Source organism: Xanthomonas sp. NCPPB 3442 (genome assembly GCF_056725145.1).
The window spans coordinates 884,258-899,253 of the sequence record NZ_CM161514.1 but is presented as its reverse complement, the minus strand read 5'-3'; the positions used below and the strand labels follow the sequence as shown (position 1 = coordinate 899,253).

Below are 14,996 nucleotides of genomic sequence, written 5' to 3'. Positions count from 1 at the left end.
CCAACCACGCGCGCGGTCCGCTGCATGGCGATCGCATACACTGGCGCGCCAGCCCGCTGCCGCCACGATGACCACCACGCCCGCAACCTCCGATCCGATCGCCGACACCCGCAAATGGATCGAACGTGCGGTGATCGGATTGAACCTGTGCCCGTTCGCCAAGGCGGTGTACGTCAAGGAACAGGTGCGGCTGGTGCTCAGCGATGCCAGCACGCCCGAAGCCTTGCTGGAACAACTGGCCGAGGAACTGGTGCTGCTGCGCGATACGCCGGCCGAACAGATCGACACCACGCTGATCGTGCATCCGGACGTGCTCACCGACTTCCTGGACTACAACGACTTTCTCGACAACGCCGATGCGGCGGTGGAAGCGCTGGACCTGCAAGGCGTGTTGCAGGTGGCCAGCTTCCATCCGGATTACCAGTTCGCAGGCGCGGCGCTGGACGATGTGGCCAATTTCACCAACCGCTCGCCCTTCCCGACCTTGCACCTGTTGCGCGAAGACAGCGTGGAGCGTGCGGTGGCGGCGTTCCCGGATCCGGATGTGATTGTGGAACGCAATATCCAGACGCTCGAACGCCTGGGCAGCGATGGCTGGGAGCGCGTGCTCAACGGTGCAGAGCACTGAGTGCTGCACCTGCCGTCCGGGACTGCAGCGAGTGCGATTTTCGCCACCTGCGCCCGCAGGTCGTCGGCATAAAACAGGGCGGAAGTTCTTCAGCCGCATGCGGATCACGTGCTCGGCGTCGAACTGGTCGAGCGCCGCATGCCGCCGGGCACGCTGCACACGCGTGGTACCGGGCAATCGTGTGATTGAGTGCAGGCGCAGCAGCACCGGCGGCACCGGGACATTGCGGAACGCACGCGGCCCGGGCAGCTGCCCGGATCAGCCTGCATCCGTCAGGTTCAATGTGGATGACATCGAGCGCACGCATGGCACGTGCGCCCCAATCCTCATCCGCGCTCCACGTTGCTGCGACGACGACAGCCCGCGCGCTACAGTGCCGCCACCCTCACCCACGTGCCGCATGCCATGGCCTTGATCCCCGCAGTTTCCGCATGGAACCCGTCGCCGCTACAGGACCGCGTGGTGGTGGTCACCGGTGGGGCGCAAGGTATCGGCCGCGGCATTGCCCAGGCGGTGCTGGGCGCGGGCGGCAGCGTGGTGATTGGCGATCTGGATGCCGATGCCGGCAAGGCCTGCCTGCAGGAGTGGGCACTGCCGCGCCGTAGCGCTTTCGTCCGCTGCGATGCCGCGCGCCAGGCGCAGGCCACGCGCCTGGTCGCCACAGCGCTCAAGCGCTTCGGGCGCATCGATGGTCTGGTCAACAATGCCGGCGTGCCCGATCCGCATATCGCAGCACTGCCGCAACTGGACTGGGACACCTGGAACAGCCGGCTGTCCAGCCTGCACGGCGCCTTCCTGTGCAGCAAGCAGGCGCTGCCCGCGCTCAGGCAGGCGCCAGCCGGTGGGGCGATCGTCAACATCGCCTCCACCCGCGCCTGGCAATCGGAGCCGCACAGCGAAGCGTACGCCGCAGCCAAGGGCGGCCTGGTGGCCTTTACCCACGCGCTGGCGCTGAGCGAAGGACCGCATGTGCGCGTCAACAGCATCAGCCCGGGGTGGATCAGCACCGATGCGTGGCGCGCGCCGCAGCGCCGGCGGGCACCGAAATTGTCGCGTCGCGACCATGCACAGCACCCGGCCGGGCGCGTGGGCACACCCGAAGACATTGCGCAGCTGGCGGTGTATCTGCTTGCGCCGCAGCTGTCCGGTTTCGTCACCGGGCAGGATTTCATCGTCGACGGTGGCATGTCGCGCAAGATGCACTACGCGTAGAGCGTGTGATGTACGTTGAGGTGAGTGCGAAGCGTCCTGTGGCGCGTCGAGACAAGGCGTGCGCTGCGGCCCAGGCTGGCCGCGTGGGCAAGGCGCGCAACGCGGTATCGGCGCGCCACAGTGCGCTTCCCCGAGGGTTGGCCGCCAGCGGCACGGAGCGGGCACAGCGCAGCGAGGCGGTCGGCAGCGCCTGCGTGATCACAGCCGGGTTGGCGCATGAACTGGCCCCGCGACGTATCCACCCGAACCCGTCACCCCGACAAGCGTGCTTCCAGCAAGCGTTGCGCATCACCCAGCGAGGGCAGGATGCGGTGGCCGAGCGCACGCACGGTGGCGTCGGGCTCGAGCAGGTCCGGAATCTGGATCGGTGTCATGCCGGCCGCCAATGCTGCACGCACGCCGGTGGGCGAGTCTTCCAGCACCAGGCAGTGCGCAGGGTCTACCGCCAAGGTGCGCGCAGCCAGCAGGTAGATATCCGGCGCAGGTTTCGGATGGACCACATCGCTGGCCGTGCACACGGCATCGAAGCGCCACAACAGATCGGCCGCTTCCAGCTTGCGCAGCGCCAGCGGGCGCTGGGTGGAAGTGGCCACCGCGCGCGGCATGCGCTGGGCTGCCAGATAGTCCAACAGCGCAATGATGCCGGGCCGATGCGGGATGCCGCGCTCGACCGCAGCGGCATACAGCCGTTGCGCATGCGCCAGCATGGTGTCGGCCGCGGCCTCGCCGATCCGTTCGCCGAGCAGCCGGCGGCAGGCCGCATCGCCGGTGCCCACCATGCGCAACCAGAAGGCCGGTTCGATCTGCAGATCCTGGTCGTCGGCGGCCTGCGCCAGACAGGCCGTGATGGCGCGCTCGCTATCGAGCATCAAGCCATCCATGTCGAAGATCACCGCCTGCGGGCGAAACGGCAGCGCTGCACTGTGGGTCATGCCGGAGCGCCGCGGCCGAACAACACCTCAAGATCGTTCGCTTCCAGCGCACGCCATTGCCCCGACGACAATCCATCCAGCGACAGGCCGCCGATGCGGCTGCGGTGCAGCGCGACCACGTGGTTACCGGCGGCAGCGAACATGCGCCGCACCTGGTGATAGCGGCCTTCGTGCAAGGTCAGCCGCGCCTGGCGTGGGCCAAGCACCTCCAGCTCGGCCGGCAGCAGCGGCTTGGTTTCGCCGTCCAACAGCAAGCTGCCGCTGGCGAACAGCGCGGCCTCCTCGCCACGCAGGTCCTCGGCCAGGGTGATGTCATACACCTTGTCCAGGGCCGATTTGGGCGAAATGATCCGGTGCAGCAGCGCGCCGTCGTCGGTCATCAACAGCATGCCGCTGGTCTCGCGGTCCAACCGACCCACTGGCGCCAACACCGGCGCGCGCAGGCGGAAACGTGGCGGCAGCAATTCGTAGATCAGCCGGCCGGTGTCCTTGGTCGAGCAGGTGTAGCCGCTGGGTTTATGCAGCAACAGGCTCAAGCCCGCTGGCGGGTCGAGCGGTTCGCCATCGATGCGGATGGCGTCGTGCTCCACCTGGTCGTCGGCATACAGCACCTCGCCTTGCGCATCGGTGATCGCGCCCTGCCGGAACAGCTGGGTGACCTGCTTGCGGCTGCCGTAGCCGAGATTGGCGATGTGTTTGACCAGCTTCATGGGCGCGCTCCGCGGCCGCGGATCGCCGCGATCAGCTTGAACCCATCGCGTTCGGCAGCCACGCGGACCTGTCCGAAACTGTCGTTGAGCACCTGTTCGTAAGGCAGGTGCCGGTTGGCGACCAGTATCAATTGCCCGCCCGGGCGCAATGCCTGTGCGGCCACCGCAATGAAGCGCTGTCCGATGTCCGGGCGGTCGGCACGCGACGGCGTATGGAACGGCGGGTTGCTGACGATGAAATCGTATTGCGCCACCAGCCCGGCGGTGACATCGCGCCAGTGGTAGTGCAGCTGCGCCGGATGCGCGATGTCCTGCAGGTTGCGCCGCGCCAGCGTCAATGCGCGCGCCTCGGCTTCGTACAGATCCAGCGCGGTGACCTTGGGACAACGCGCCAGCACTTCGGCCGATAGATAACCGAAACCCGCGCCCAGATCGGCGCCATGGCCGGCCAGCGTGGTCGGCAGATGCTCGACCAGCAGCGCGGACGCCGGGTCGATGCGATCCCAGGCGAAGACGCCGGGACGGCTGACAAAGCGGCCGTCCAGAATCTTGCGTGGCGCATCCAGCGCGGCCCAGCGCGCCTGCAGCGCGGCATCGGTGTCGGCCGGCAGCGGCGCGCTCCAATAGGTGCGGCAGTGGTACTTGGTCAGGCTGCCGGCCAGCCCGGTGAGCTGGCGCAGATCGGCTTCCCCCGAGCGTGCGCCTTCGTTGTTGGACTGGCAGGCCACCACACGGCCACCGGGCGCAGTCAGCGCCACCGCACGTGCGAACAGCGCGCGCGCCTCCTCGCGCTGCCGCGGAGGCAGCACCAGCACCAGGGCATAGCGCGTACTGTCGGCCTCGATCTCGCTTTCTTCGCGCACGGTCCACCCATTGCGCTCCAGCGCTTCGGCGAACGGACGGAAGCTCTGCTCGCAGGTCAGCGTTTGGGGGCTTGCCTGCTCGCGCAGCGGAAAACCGTCGCGCGCGCGCAGGAACAACACCGGTCCTTCCGACCATGGCAGCGCGCCTTGGGCAAAAGGCAGGAACAGGGCTTGAAGCGGGGCGTCGTGCGGGCCAGCCATCGGATCATCGGGTCAGGAACAGGCCGTCATTGTAAGGGACGTGTGCCAGCTGCCCGCCGCGCGCCTTCCATTGTGTATACGGACCATTGATGCGCGCGCAACATTCGCCCGCCTAGGCTGGGGTCCAAGCCCACACGGAGAGACACGATGCGAGCCTTGTTCGTAGGAGGAGTTGTCGACAACAGCGAAATGGATCTGGACGACACCCCGCCACCGATGCACTACCCCGAAAACACAGGCGCCGGCAGACCCCGCTACCGTCTGCACCAGATCGGCGAACGCGGCGACGGCACGGTGGCCTACGCGGTGTACGGCGCCCCGGAAATGGCAGACGAGGACATCACCCGCATTACCGAAGAGCGTGGCTATGCCCGCCGCTTCAGTGCCTCGCCGGAGGCGCCACGTTAAGGGAACGAGGTAGTTGATGCGGGCGCCTGGAACCCTTCCCTGCCGCATGCGATGAAGCATGCGTCAGGCGCCCTCGACTGCAGTCAACGCCGACACGCTGCGCGAGGCTGGACCGGGCTCTTGCCCTGTTTTTGCCGATCGGACACAGTTCGTCCGACCGCTCAAATCGGTCAGCTCGCGGACCTTCGCATTTTCCGGCAAAAACCGAGGGTGCACTCTCGAATTGCCGCGTGTTTCCAGCCGCGTGCTTCCAATTGCTGCCTGCGGCGCATGTCAGCCGCGCTGCGACAAACCGTTTTCTACACGATGTAGACCCAGGCTGCGCACATCGCCTTCGTCCACCTTCGGGCCGCCCTGCTATGAGAGACGGAGAGTGGCCCTTCGGGGAACCTGCGTCTCCCATAAGCAACCGGTAGTGCCCGCTGGTCTGCGCAAGCGATCGACGTGACCGTCTCAACGCGCCTTCGGCGTCACCCGCCAGATCACATTGCCCACATCGTCGGCCACCAGCAGTGCGCCGCGACTGTCCGACGCCACACCCACCGGGCGGCCCTGCGCATTGCCTTCGGCATCCAGGAATCCATCCAGCACCGTGATCGGCGGGCCGTTGGGTTTGCCATCGGCGAACGGGACAAACAACACCTTGTAGCCGCTGGGCGGGTCGCGATTCCACGAGCCGTGCTGGCCGATGAAGGCGCCCTGGCGGAAACGCTCGGGCAGCAAGGTGCCGCTGGCGAAGCTCAGGCCGAGCGACGCGGTATGCGGGCCGAGCGCGTAATCGGGCTTGATTGCCTTTGCCACCAGTTCGGCATTCTGCGGTTTGACCCGCTCGTCCACATGCTGGCCGTAGTAGCTGTACGGCCAGCCGTAGAAACCGCCGTCGCGCACCGAGGTGAGGTAGTCCGGCACCAGGTCGCTGCCGATTTCGTCGCGCTCGTTGACCACCACCCACAGCGATTTGCTCTGCGGCTCCCATGCGGTGCCCACCGGGTTGCGCAAGCCGCCGGCGAAGATGCGGCTGCTGCCGGTGGCCGGGTCGATTTCCAGGATCGCCGCACGATTGAGCTCGGCTTCCATGCCATTTTCGGCCACGTTGCTGTTGGAACCGACGCCGACATAGAGCTTGCTGCCGTCCGGGCTGGCCAGTAGCGACTTGGTCCAATGATGGTTGATGCCACCGGGCAGATTGGCCACGAAAGTCGGCTTGGCGGTGAGATGCGTGTCGCCGGGCTTGTACGGAAAACTCACCAGCGCATCGGCGTTGGCGACATAGAAGCGGTCGCCGATCAGCGCCATGCCGAACGGCGAAAACAGCCCGCTGACGAACTGCGTGCGCACTTCTGCCACGCCGTCGCCGTCGGCATCGCGCAGCAAGGTGATGCGATTGGCGCTCGCCACCGCCGCGCCGGCCTTTTTCATCATCGCGCCCTGCACTTTCTTGCGCAGCCCACCGCCCGCTTCGGCATCCTCGGGCTTGGGCGGCTCGGCCGTTTCGGCCACCAACACATCGCCATTGGGCAGCACGTAGACCCAGCGCGGGTGATCCAGATCGCGCGCAAACGCAGCAACCTGCAGATCGTCGGCCGCGATGGGCTTGGCATTGGCTGCCCAGCGTTTGACCGGCGCCACCTTGACGGTGGGAATCAGACGCTTCACCGGCTCGGGCAATTGCGGGTCCGGCCCGGTTCCCTGTTCGATCGCCAATGTTGCCGTGTCGCCGCACGCGGCGAGGACGGCCAGCGCCATCAACGACAGCGGCCAGCGAGCGAACTTCAATCGGGATGCATTCATTGCGGGCAAATCCTGGACGGTTGCGTCAGCCAGCGATCATGCCGCCAACGCGACGGCGAGAAGTAAACACACCGTCAACACACCACCGTCACGGCATGACTTGCGGATCGGCGCCCAGCAACAACGGGTGCACCGCCACGATCCGGTCCATCCAGATCCATTGCGGCTCTTGCGATGCATCCAGCTGGTCCAGCCGCAGCTGACCGTTCAATCCCTCGTTGTCGTGTTCGTCCAGATAGGTCTGCAGGCTTGGGCGCACGGCAACCGTGCCGCTGATCATGCTGCCGTCGTCGAGTTCGATGCGCACACGATCCTGACCATCGAGCAGGGACACCCAATGTTCGAGCGTGGCGATCTGGACCTGTTCGGAATACACGTGCGGGGCATACTTGGGCATTGCGCGATCTCCGTAAGCTGAGCGCACCACGCTAGGCCAGCATGCGTGAAAGAGGCAGAAAACGTCGTGTACCGGTGATCGGCAAGGGCGTTTGTTGGCACCCAGCGGCATGCGCACGCACCCGTCTTCTCGCGCGGCCATGCTGCGACGGTGGTGAAAGGCTCATCCACGAAACCACCTGTGCGTCGCATGACGATCGGTTGTTCTGGGGCAGATCGGCGCCTCATGGAAAGACGCCAGGTACGCAAGCCACACACGCTACTGCATATTCAACGCGTCGCCTCACCACCTTGCGGTGACTCGCTGCGCAGCTGTGCGCTGCGCGCCGGTTACTCCACCGCCTGGCGCGCGGCACGCACGGCTGTGACCAATTGCGCCACGCTGTAGGGCTTGGCCAGATGTTCCTGAAACCCGGACTCCAGCGCGCGCTTGCGGTCGTCTTCGCGGGCCAGCGCGGTGACTGCCACGGCCGGCAACGCGGTGGCATCCAGCCCGAGGTTTTCGCGCACGGTACGGATCAAGCCGTAACCGTCCATGCCCGGCATGCCGATATCGGTCAGCATCAGATCGAAGCGCGCGTGGCCACGATGATCGATCAATGCCAGCGCATCGGTGGCGCTGCCGGCGACCACCACTTCGGCGCCCTGCTCTTCGAGCAGACGCCGTAGATAATCGAGCATGTCCGGTTGGTCTTCGACCGCCAGCAGGCGCAAGCCATTGAGCGCGCGCGCTTCGACGATCTGTTCGGACATCAGACGCCGCCGCAGCTCGCGGCGTGGGCGCTTGGCCTGGTCGGGAATATGTTCCGGCAGCCGCACGGTGAAGGTCGCGCCCTTGCCACGGCCGCCACTGGTGGCGCCGACCTGTCCGCCGTGCATTTCCACCAACTGCTGCACGATGGCCAGGCCCAGACCCAGCCCGCCATGCTGGCGCGTGGTGGTGCCGTCGGCCTGGCGGAAACGACCGAACAGGTGCGGCAGGAATTCGGCTGCAATGCCGTCGCCGGAATCGCAGACCGAGACCACCAGATGCCCATCGTCGCGCTCGATTTTGACGTCGATACGACCATGTGCCGGGGTGAACTTGATTGCGTTGGACAGCAGGTTCCACAACACCTGCTGCAGGCGCGTGGCATCGCCAAGCACCAGGCAGGGCGTGGGCGGCACGTGCAGCTCCAGGACCTGGTCCTTGCCTTCGGCAGCCAGTTCCTGGGTGTTCAAGGCTTCGCGCACCTGCTCGACCAGATCCAGCGATTCGACTTCCAGCTGCACCTTGCCCAGCAACATGCTGCTGAGATCGAGCATGTCGGAAATCAGCCGCTTCTGCGCGCGTGCGCTGCTGGCGATCACCGACAGCCCCTTGTAGTACGGCTGGCCTTCTTCGACCCGCTGCAGCAGCAACTCGCTCCAGCCCAGGATGGTGGTCAGCGGGGTACGCAGTTCGTGCGACAGCGTGGCCAGGAACTCGTCCTTCAACCGCGCCATGCTTTCGGCCTCGTTGCGCGCGCTGCGCTCGGATTCCAGCAATTGTTCGCGCGCCAGTTCGATCTCGCGCTGCTCGGTCACGTCCGGGCTGCTGCCGGCCAGCCCGATGAAGCGGCCGTCGGCCGAATAGCGCGGGGTTGCGGTCATTTCGATCCAGCGCCACTGCCCATCATGGCGGCGCGCACGCACCAGCGCGCGCAGGCCGCGCTGTTCCTGCAGCGATGCGGCCAACTCGAACTGGAACGTCGGCAAGTCGTCCGGATGCAGCAGTTCGCTCCACGCCGACACCGTACCGCTGGAAATATCCAGGCCAAAAAATTCGCCATACGCACTGTTGACGAAGCGCACCACGCCCTGCGCGTCCAGCACCCAGACCGGCATCGGCAAGCCGTCGGCCAGCGCACTGAAGCGCGCCTCGCTCTCGGCCAGCTCGCGCTCGACGCGTTTGCGCTCGGTGATGTCCATGAACAGGATCGCCACCCGTGCCTGCTCTGGCTGCCCGACCCGGAACGCATCCACCGAATACCAGCGCTTGAGCGCCTTGGCCTGCATTTCGAAGTGGATGCGGTTGCCGGTGCGCGCGACGTGGCCGTAGCGGTCGAACCATTCCTGCTCGTGCTCGGGGAGCAGGGTGCGGATGGAGACGTTCAGTGCGTTGGGCGACAGGCCGGTGTAGCGCTCGAAGGCACCATTGGTGGTGCGGATCACATAGTCCACCGCCTGCTCGCCGTCGAACTCCATGTCGATGACGCAAAACCCGGCATCGATGTTGTGGAAAATCTCGTGATACATCGCCGGGTCCAGAAACGGCTCGGCGATGGCGGCCGGCAGTGCGGCAGCCAGCGTGGGGCTGGAAGAAGGAGTGCTCAAATCGGAAACCACGGATGCTGCCGGAGCGGATGACGGGCAGATGAAACCATGCCTGATGTCGTCAGCGGGTGCACGTGGGGCTGGGCAAGTTCACGCTTTCCTCGCCCAGCCCCGTGTTCACCACAAGGTGGTGGCGGCGAATCCGATGCAGGTTGCCAGCACCACGATGCCGGCGATCACGCCGCGAAACACCCATTCGCCCTCGCGACGCAGCTGTTCGTCCATCCAGCGTTGCGCTTCCTCGCGCCAGGCGGTGGACCGTGCGTAATCGGAGTCAAGCAGCAACAGGCGGACCCGGGCCACCCCCATCTGCGCGCATTCCTCGCGGCAGCGCTGGCTGAAGCCGTCTTCCCCACCGGCAATCTGCGCGCCCACCGGCAATTGCAGTTCGAGTTCATGCCTGGACATAACGGGGACGCTCCTGATCAAGCTCATGTTCCAGCGCCATGCGCGCCAGCTGGGTGTAGTTAGCACGCGGACCCTGTCCACGGCCGGTGAGCATTCCCTGGTAGTCCAGGTCGTGCCAGACCCGGCCCGTCCACTCCACGCAATCTTCGGCAATGACCAGCATCAGCGAGTAGCGGTAATCCAGGCCATTGGCCGCGGTATAGGTGTAGACCGGCGGGAACTGCACGGCCACATCCACCTGGCGCGCCAGTGCAGCCAGATGCTCGCGAAGCGCCGCGCGCGGATCGGCACCGGGCTCCAGCTGCAGCGCGCGCGTGGCCAGATCCAGGTCGACCTCGCTCTGCAGTGCCACGAAAGCGGCCGCGCCGGAGGCGGGGTTGTGCCCGTGCTGCTTGGCCCAGTCGATGAATTGCAAACGCACATCCGACGGCATGTGAGCCGGCGCCGAAGACGCTGATTTTGTGCGGAAAGTGTGGGTGTCCATGCTGGCGATCTTCCGGGCTGTGCCGTGAAGCGCGGGCGCAGGCGCAGTGAACCCGCCGTCATGGTGTTCCGCAAGCTGATTAACCGCGCGGCAACGTGGTGACGAACCCAGGCGTGCAGCGCGTTGCGGGCGTTCTGAGGCGCCCCCACACTGCGAAAACAGCCGGTACACACCGTACCTTCCGCTTGGAGGCTTTCGATGAAACGTTCCAATCTTTCCGGCGCCAGCCTGCTGCTGGCGGGTGTGCTTGCCGCGACCGGTGTGCAGGCCGGGGTGCGCAACGTCACCGACCCCGATGCGCCGCGCGCGCTCGGCAGCGACGGCAAGGTGGACGTGCGCTGGACCGACCCTGCGCAGTTCTCCGAGATGCGCTTCAGCGGCAACCGTTGGGAGGCGCAACGCGGCGATTGGGTGACCCAGCTGGCCACCCACTTTCAGAAGAGCGCAGCGCGCCAGTTGCCCGATGGCCAGCATCTGAGCGTGACCATCACCGACATCCGCCGCGCCGGCCAGTACGAGCCCTGGCACGGGCCGCGCATGCAGGACGTGCGCGTGGTCAAGGATATCTACCCGCCGCGCCTGAGCTTCACCTACACGCTTACCGGCGCCGATGGCCGCGTGATCGACCAGGGCGAACGCAAGCTGGTGGATTCGGCCTTTCTGATGAGCGGACCGCGCCTGACCGACAGCGATCCGCTGCGCTTCGAGAAGGCGATGATCGACGATTGGGTGCGCAAGCAGTTCCGTGGCGATCGCAGTACCGCCGGGTTGTGAGTTGCCGCTGAAAGCCCCTCTCCCGTCGGGCGCCACGGCACAGCTTGCGCGCCACTGGCGCGCGTGCCTTGGTGCGACTGCGCCGCTGGCGCAGGCCGGCGCGCGGAGCGGGGGTTGGGGGAGGAGGTACCGCGCGCAGCATTCAAACTGCACGCAGCTTCGCTCGCACCCTCATCCGGCGCTACGCGCCACCTTCTCCGTGGGGAAGAAGGGATGCACCTACGCTGAAAGTTTGCCTACTGCCGCCTCACCCACATAGCTCCGCGGTACCCGCTTGAGCCCGCAAAGCAGCTGGTAGGCGCTGACGTTGCATTGCGCTGCCAGCGCGCTGACCTGCGGTGCGTCGCCCCACAGCTGCACCGGCGTGCCGATGTCGGCCTGCGGGTGGTCGGTGAGGTCCACGGTGAGCATGTCCATCGAGACGCGACCGATCAACGGGCAGATCTGCCCGTCCACCAGCACCGGGGTGCCGTTGGGCGCGAACTGCGGATAGCCGTCGGCATAGCCCATCGCCACCACGCCGACGCGCGTGGGTCGTTCGGCAACGAAGCGGGCGCCGTAGCCCACCGGCTCGCCGGCCGGCAACTCGCGCACCGAAATGATGCGCGAGCGCAGCGTCATCACCGGACGCAGCTGCGCGGTGTTCTCGGTGTGCTGCGGGAACGGGTTGGCGCCGTACAACATCAGCCCGGGGCGCGACCAATCGTTGCGCAGCGCCGGCCAGCCAAGAAGGCCGGGCGAATTGCGCAGGCTGGTTTCTGCGCGCATGCCGCCGGCGGTGAGCGCAAAGGCCACCGCCTGCTCGTCGGTGCGGCTGCAGTCCAGCTCGTCGGCACGTGCCAGGTGGGTCATCAGCACCAGCGAGGCGATCTGCGGTAGCCCGCGCAGGCGCAACCAGGCGGCGCGGAAATCCTCCGGCGACAGGCCCAGCCGATGCATGCCGCTGTCCATCTTCAACCACACCCGCAACGGCCGCGGGCTCTGGAACTCGGCCAGCGCGCGCACCTGCTGCTGCGTGGCCGCCACCGTCCACAGATCGTGCTCGGCGATCAGGCGCAACTCGTCGTGTTCGAAAAATCCCTCCAGCAACAGGATCGGCGCACGGATGCCGGCCTGGCGCAGTTCCAGCGCCTCTTCGATGCAGGCCACTGCAAAGCCATCGGCTTCCGGCTCCAGCGCCTGCGCGCAGCGCACTGCACCATGCCCGTACGCGTCGGCCTTGACCACCGCCAGCGCCTTGCTGCCGCCCAGGCGCCTGGCCAGGCGGTAGTTGTGGCGCAACGCCTCCAGATCGATCGACGCTTGCGCAGGACGCACTACGCGGCCTCCCGCTGCGCGCGCGCGCTGCGCGGCGACAGGTAGCGGAACACGTCCAGACCTTCGGTATCGATCTCCGGCGTGCGGCCCTGCATGAGGTCGGCCAGGTAGCGCCCCGAACCGCAGGCCATGGTCCAGCCCAGCGTGCCATGCCCGGTGTTGAGGAACAGGTTGGCATAGGGCGTGGCGCCCACCACCGGGGTGCCATCCGGGGTGGCCGGGCGCAGGCCGGTCCAGAACTCGGCCTGGGCCAGATCGCCGCCGCCGGGGAACAGGTCGTTGACGACCATTTCCAGGGTGGCGCGACGACGCGGATTCAACGACAGATCGAAGCCAGCCACCTCGGCCATGCCGCCGACGCGGATGCGGTCGTCGAAACGGGTGAGCGCGATCTTGTAGCTCTCGTCCAGCACGGTGGAGGTCGGCGCGCGTTGCGCATCGACGATCGGGATGGTGAGCGAATAGCCTTTGAGCGGGTACACCGGCAGGTGCAGGCCGAGCGAGAGCAGCAAATCGGCCGAATAGCTGCCCAGCGCCAGCACGTAGCGGTCGGCCGTTTCCATGCGGCCATCGATCTGCACGCCGCTGACCTGGCCGCCGCCGTGCTCCAGCCGCTCGATCTGTTGCCCGTAGCGGAACGTGACCCCCGCCTGCGCAGCCAGTTCGGCCAGGCGCTGGGTAAACAGCCGGCAGTCGCCGGTCTGGTCTTCGGGCAGGCGCAGCGCGCCGGCCATCTGCGCGCCGCCGCCGGCCAGGCCGGGTTCGAACTGCGCGATCTGCGCCGGGCTCAGCAGCTCGTACGGTACGCCGTACTGGGCCAGCACCTCGATGTCCTGCGCGGCCGCATCCAGCTGCTGCTGGGTGCGGAACAACTGCGTGGTGCCAAGCTGGCGGCCTTCGAATTCGATGCCGGTCTCGGCGCGCAGGGCGTTGAGGCAATCGCGGCTGTAGTCGGACATGCGCACCATGCGCGCCTTGTTCACCGCATAGCGTTCGGCGGTGCAGTTGCGCAGCATCTGGCTCAGCCAGGCCAGCTGGCGCAGATCGCGGGTGGGGCGGATCGACAGTGGTGCGTGCTGCTCGAACAGCCATTTCACCGCCTTGCCGGGAACGCCGGGCGCCGCCCACGGCGAGGTGTAGCCGAACGACAGCTGGCCGGCGTTGGCGTAGCTGGTCTCCAGCGCCGCTGCCGGCTGGCGGTCGACCACGGTCACTTCGCAACCGGCCTGCGCCAGGTACCACGCACTGGTCACGCCGATGACGCCGCTGCCGAGAATGAGCACACGCATGTCGTTCTCCTGAAAAGGGCATTCCCCCACAACCACACGCCGAGGGGGACAGTTAGACGCAGTATATTGCGGGCCAGGCAGTGCCATTTCTGGAATCGGCACGGCTTTGCAGTGAAACTTCCTGCCAAACCCTGCGCAGACAAACCCCATGAGCACCCGCGCCCGCGAGCTGGACAAGATCGACCGCAAGATCCTGCGCATCCTGCAGCAGGAGGGGCGGATTTCGTTCACCGAACTGGGCGAACGGGTCGGCCTGTCGACCACGCCGTGCACCGAGCGCGTGCGCCGGCTGGAGCGCGACGGCGCCATCACCGGCTATTACGCGCGGCTGGACCCGCACTATCTCAAGGCCAGCCTGCTGGTGTTCGTGGAGATCAGCCTGGCCTACAAGTCCGGCGACATCTTCGAAGAATTCCGCCGCGCCGCGCTGAAGCTGCCCAACGTGCTGGAGTGCCACTTGGTCTCCGGAGACTTCGACTACCTGCTCAAGGCGCGCATCAGCGAGATGGCGTCCTACCGCAAGTTGCTCGGCAGCACCTTGCTGACCATGCCGCATGTGCGCGAATCCAAGAGCTATATCGTGATGGAAGAGGTCAAGGAGACGCTGGCGTTGCCGATCGCCGATTGAGGCGGGGATTCGGGATTCGGGATTCGGGATTCGGGATTCGGGATTCGGGATTCGGGATTGGCGATTGGCGGTTGGCGGTTGGCGGTTGGCGCCATCAGATCGCGCTGCTGCTGTCAGCGCACCACGCGCATGCCATCGCCCGCCGGCACCGCGTCGTAGTAGCGGCCGGTCTTGGTATCCAGCACCCGGTTGGCGCCGGCCGGCTGCATGCCCTGCAGCAGACGGCCGTTGCGGTCGTAGACCATCGCCTTGGTCGGCGTCACCTGGCTGCCGGCAGGCGCGACCGGCATTTGTGCCGGCCCATGCGTGGGGATGCTCGGCGCGACCGAGCGTTGCCCCAGTTGCGAAGGCACCGGTGCGGCCGAAGGCGCCGGCTGCAGCGCGCGCGGCGGCGTTACCGTGGGCGGGACGGGCGTCGGCGTGGTGATGGGCTGCAAGGTCGTGGATGAGCGCGTGGTGGTGGCCGACTGCGCCGCCACCGCGCCGGTCAGCGTCAGTAGAACGCATAGCAGAACGCGGCGGCTTGATGCGTGGATCGCCATGACAGGCACCTTGCGTGTTCGAGGGTCATGCAGTGATTGGGGCGCAAGGACGCTGCGG

At 66.7% G+C, this 14,996-nt stretch carries 16 protein-coding genes; 5 read left to right on the top strand and 11 right to left on the bottom strand.

The genetic code is table 11. The features are described 5' to 3' along the window. Window positions 1-67 precede the first annotated feature (67 nt). Together AC1POX_RS04095 and AC1POX_RS04090 are read left to right on the top strand one after the other, a co-directional pair. Window positions 68-628: a DUF1415 domain-containing protein gene (locus tag AC1POX_RS04095; protein ID WP_007962251.1), complete on the top strand. Its 561-nt coding sequence runs from the start codon at window positions 68-70 to the stop codon at window positions 626-628. Window positions 629-1,033: 405 nt separating this feature from the next. Beyond that, entirely contained in the window at window positions 1,034-1,840 is an 807-nt protein-coding gene (locus tag AC1POX_RS04090) for an SDR family oxidoreductase (protein WP_011348677.1), read from the top strand. Window positions 1,841-2,091: 251 nt separating this feature from the next. Here the strand turns inward: AC1POX_RS04090 and AC1POX_RS04085 are convergent, their stop codons facing one another. Genes AC1POX_RS04085 through AC1POX_RS04075 form a run of 3 tightly spaced genes read right to left on the bottom strand, consistent with a single transcriptional unit; the run spans window position 2,092 to window position 4,546 of the window. Then, a complete protein-coding gene (locus tag AC1POX_RS04085) occupies window positions 2,092-2,772 on the bottom strand; it encodes an HAD family hydrolase (protein WP_218196927.1) in 681 nt (226 codons plus the stop codon). Continuing rightward, window positions 2,769-3,482: a pseudouridine synthase gene (locus tag AC1POX_RS04080; RefSeq protein ID WP_065628585.1), complete on the bottom strand. Its 714-nt coding sequence runs from the start codon at window positions 3,480-3,482 to the stop codon at window positions 2,769-2,771. The genes AC1POX_RS04085 and AC1POX_RS04080 overlap by 4 nt, the downstream gene beginning before the upstream one ends. Beyond that, window positions 3,479-4,546, bottom strand: coding sequence for a class I SAM-dependent methyltransferase (locus AC1POX_RS04075; protein WP_136733222.1), 1,068 nt, complete (start codon window positions 4,544-4,546; stop codon window positions 3,479-3,481). Before AC1POX_RS04075 ends, AC1POX_RS04080 begins: the two co-directional genes overlap by 4 nt. Window positions 4,547-4,693: 147 nt before the next feature. On the opposite strand from AC1POX_RS04075, the gene AC1POX_RS04070 reads away from it, so the two are divergent. Next, the gene (locus AC1POX_RS04070; protein ID WP_074053337.1) at window positions 4,694-4,954 is read left to right on the top strand and encodes a hypothetical protein; all 261 of its coding nucleotides are present in this window, start codon (window positions 4,694-4,696) and stop codon (window positions 4,952-4,954) included. 453 nt (window positions 4,955-5,407) lie between these two features. Here the strand turns inward: AC1POX_RS04070 and AC1POX_RS04065 are convergent, their stop codons facing one another. From AC1POX_RS04065 to AC1POX_RS04045, 5 genes are all read right to left on the bottom strand, one after another. Next, the gene (locus AC1POX_RS04065) at window positions 5,408-6,745 is read right to left on the bottom strand and encodes a PQQ-dependent sugar dehydrogenase (protein WP_218533119.1); all 1,338 of its coding nucleotides are present in this window, start codon (window positions 6,743-6,745) and stop codon (window positions 5,408-5,410) included. An 88-nt stretch (window positions 6,746-6,833) separates the two neighbouring features. Beyond that, complete coding sequence (locus AC1POX_RS04060; RefSeq protein ID WP_372356786.1) at window positions 6,834-7,142, bottom strand: DUF3247 family protein; 309 nt, start codon at window positions 7,140-7,142, stop codon at window positions 6,834-6,836. A gap of 329 nt (window positions 7,143-7,471) precedes the next feature. Then, window positions 7,472-9,508 carry a PAS domain-containing hybrid sensor histidine kinase/response regulator gene (locus tag AC1POX_RS04055; RefSeq protein ID WP_372356785.1) on the bottom strand — a complete coding sequence of 679 codons (2,037 nt, stop codon included), beginning with the start codon at window positions 9,506-9,508 and terminating at the stop codon, window positions 7,472-7,474. A gap of 105 nt (window positions 9,509-9,613) precedes the next feature. Next, complete coding sequence (locus AC1POX_RS04050; RefSeq protein ID WP_008578030.1) at window positions 9,614-9,904, bottom strand: hypothetical protein; 291 nt, start codon at window positions 9,902-9,904, stop codon at window positions 9,614-9,616. Continuing rightward, window positions 9,891-10,337, bottom strand: coding sequence for a hypothetical protein (locus AC1POX_RS04045; protein WP_029820354.1), 447 nt, complete (start codon window positions 10,335-10,337; stop codon window positions 9,891-9,893). Before AC1POX_RS04045 ends, AC1POX_RS04050 begins: the two co-directional genes overlap by 14 nt. Window positions 10,338-10,586: 249 nt before the next feature. Here AC1POX_RS04045 and AC1POX_RS04040 point away from each other — a divergent pair, with 249 nt between their 5' ends. After that, on the top strand, window positions 10,587-11,162 hold the full coding sequence (locus AC1POX_RS04040; RefSeq protein ID WP_372356784.1) for a DUF3016 domain-containing protein: 576 nt from the start codon (window positions 10,587-10,589) through the stop codon (window positions 11,160-11,162). Window positions 11,163-11,381: 219 nt separating this feature from the next. Here AC1POX_RS04040 and alr read toward each other — a convergent pair whose 3' ends face one another. Together alr and AC1POX_RS04030 are read right to left on the bottom strand one after the other, a co-directional pair. Beyond that, on the bottom strand, window positions 11,382-12,479 hold the full coding sequence (alr, locus tag AC1POX_RS04035; protein ID WP_218489805.1) for an alanine racemase: 1,098 nt from the start codon (window positions 12,477-12,479) through the stop codon (window positions 11,382-11,384). After that, complete coding sequence (locus AC1POX_RS04030) at window positions 12,479-13,768, bottom strand: D-amino acid dehydrogenase (protein ID WP_029820356.1); 1,290 nt, start codon at window positions 13,766-13,768, stop codon at window positions 12,479-12,481. Before AC1POX_RS04030 ends, alr begins: the two co-directional genes overlap by 1 nt. A 148-nt stretch (window positions 13,769-13,916) precedes the next feature. On the opposite strand from AC1POX_RS04030, the gene AC1POX_RS04025 reads away from it, so the two are divergent. Then, window positions 13,917-14,396, top strand: a complete 480-nt coding sequence (locus AC1POX_RS04025; protein WP_007963043.1) for an Lrp/AsnC ligand binding domain-containing protein — start codon at window positions 13,917-13,919, stop codon at window positions 14,394-14,396. A gap of 113 nt (window positions 14,397-14,509) precedes the next feature. Here AC1POX_RS04025 and AC1POX_RS04020 read toward each other — a convergent pair whose 3' ends face one another. Further along, a complete protein-coding gene (locus AC1POX_RS04020; RefSeq protein ID WP_372173060.1) occupies window positions 14,510-14,938 on the bottom strand; it encodes a hypothetical protein in 429 nt (142 codons plus the stop codon). Between the last annotated feature and the right edge of the window lie 58 nt (window positions 14,939-14,996).

What these genes read in the sequence shown, in the direction of transcription:
- AC1POX_RS04095 (WP_007962251.1), top strand. Translation starts at nt 68, where the DNA reads ATGACCACCACGCCCGCAACCTCCGATCCGATCGCCGACACCCGCAAA.
- AC1POX_RS04090 (WP_011348677.1), top strand. Translation starts at nt 1,034, where the DNA reads ATGGCCTTGATCCCCGCAGTTTCCGCATGGAACCCGTCGCCGCTACAG.
- AC1POX_RS04085 (WP_218196927.1), bottom strand. Translation starts at nt 2,772, where the DNA reads ATGACCCACAGTGCAGCGCTGCCGTTTCGCCCGCAGGCGGTGATCTTC.
- AC1POX_RS04080 (WP_065628585.1), bottom strand. Translation starts at nt 3,482, where the DNA reads ATGAAGCTGGTCAAACACATCGCCAATCTCGGCTACGGCAGCCGCAAG.
- AC1POX_RS04075 (WP_136733222.1), bottom strand. Translation starts at nt 4,546, where the DNA reads ATGGCTGGCCCGCACGACGCCCCGCTTCAAGCCCTGTTCCTGCCTTTT.
- AC1POX_RS04070 (WP_074053337.1), top strand. Translation starts at nt 4,694, where the DNA reads ATGCGAGCCTTGTTCGTAGGAGGAGTTGTCGACAACAGCGAAATGGAT.
- AC1POX_RS04065 (WP_218533119.1), bottom strand. Translation starts at nt 6,745, where the DNA reads ATGAATGCATCCCGATTGAAGTTCGCTCGCTGGCCGCTGTCGTTGATG.
- AC1POX_RS04060 (WP_372356786.1), bottom strand. Translation starts at nt 7,142, where the DNA reads ATGCCCAAGTATGCCCCGCACGTGTATTCCGAACAGGTCCAGATCGCC.
- AC1POX_RS04050 (WP_008578030.1), bottom strand. Translation starts at nt 9,904, where the DNA reads ATGTCCAGGCATGAACTCGAACTGCAATTGCCGGTGGGCGCGCAGATT.
- AC1POX_RS04045 (WP_029820354.1), bottom strand. Translation starts at nt 10,337, where the DNA reads ATGCCGTCGGATGTGCGTTTGCAATTCATCGACTGGGCCAAGCAGCAC.
- AC1POX_RS04040 (WP_372356784.1), top strand. Translation starts at nt 10,587, where the DNA reads ATGAAACGTTCCAATCTTTCCGGCGCCAGCCTGCTGCTGGCGGGTGTG.
- AC1POX_RS04030 (WP_029820356.1), bottom strand. Translation starts at nt 13,768, where the DNA reads ATGCGTGTGCTCATTCTCGGCAGCGGCGTCATCGGCGTGACCAGTGCG.
- AC1POX_RS04025 (WP_007963043.1), top strand. Translation starts at nt 13,917, where the DNA reads ATGAGCACCCGCGCCCGCGAGCTGGACAAGATCGACCGCAAGATCCTG.
- AC1POX_RS04020 (WP_372173060.1), bottom strand. Translation starts at nt 14,938, where the DNA reads ATGGCGATCCACGCATCAAGCCGCCGCGTTCTGCTATGCGTTCTACTG.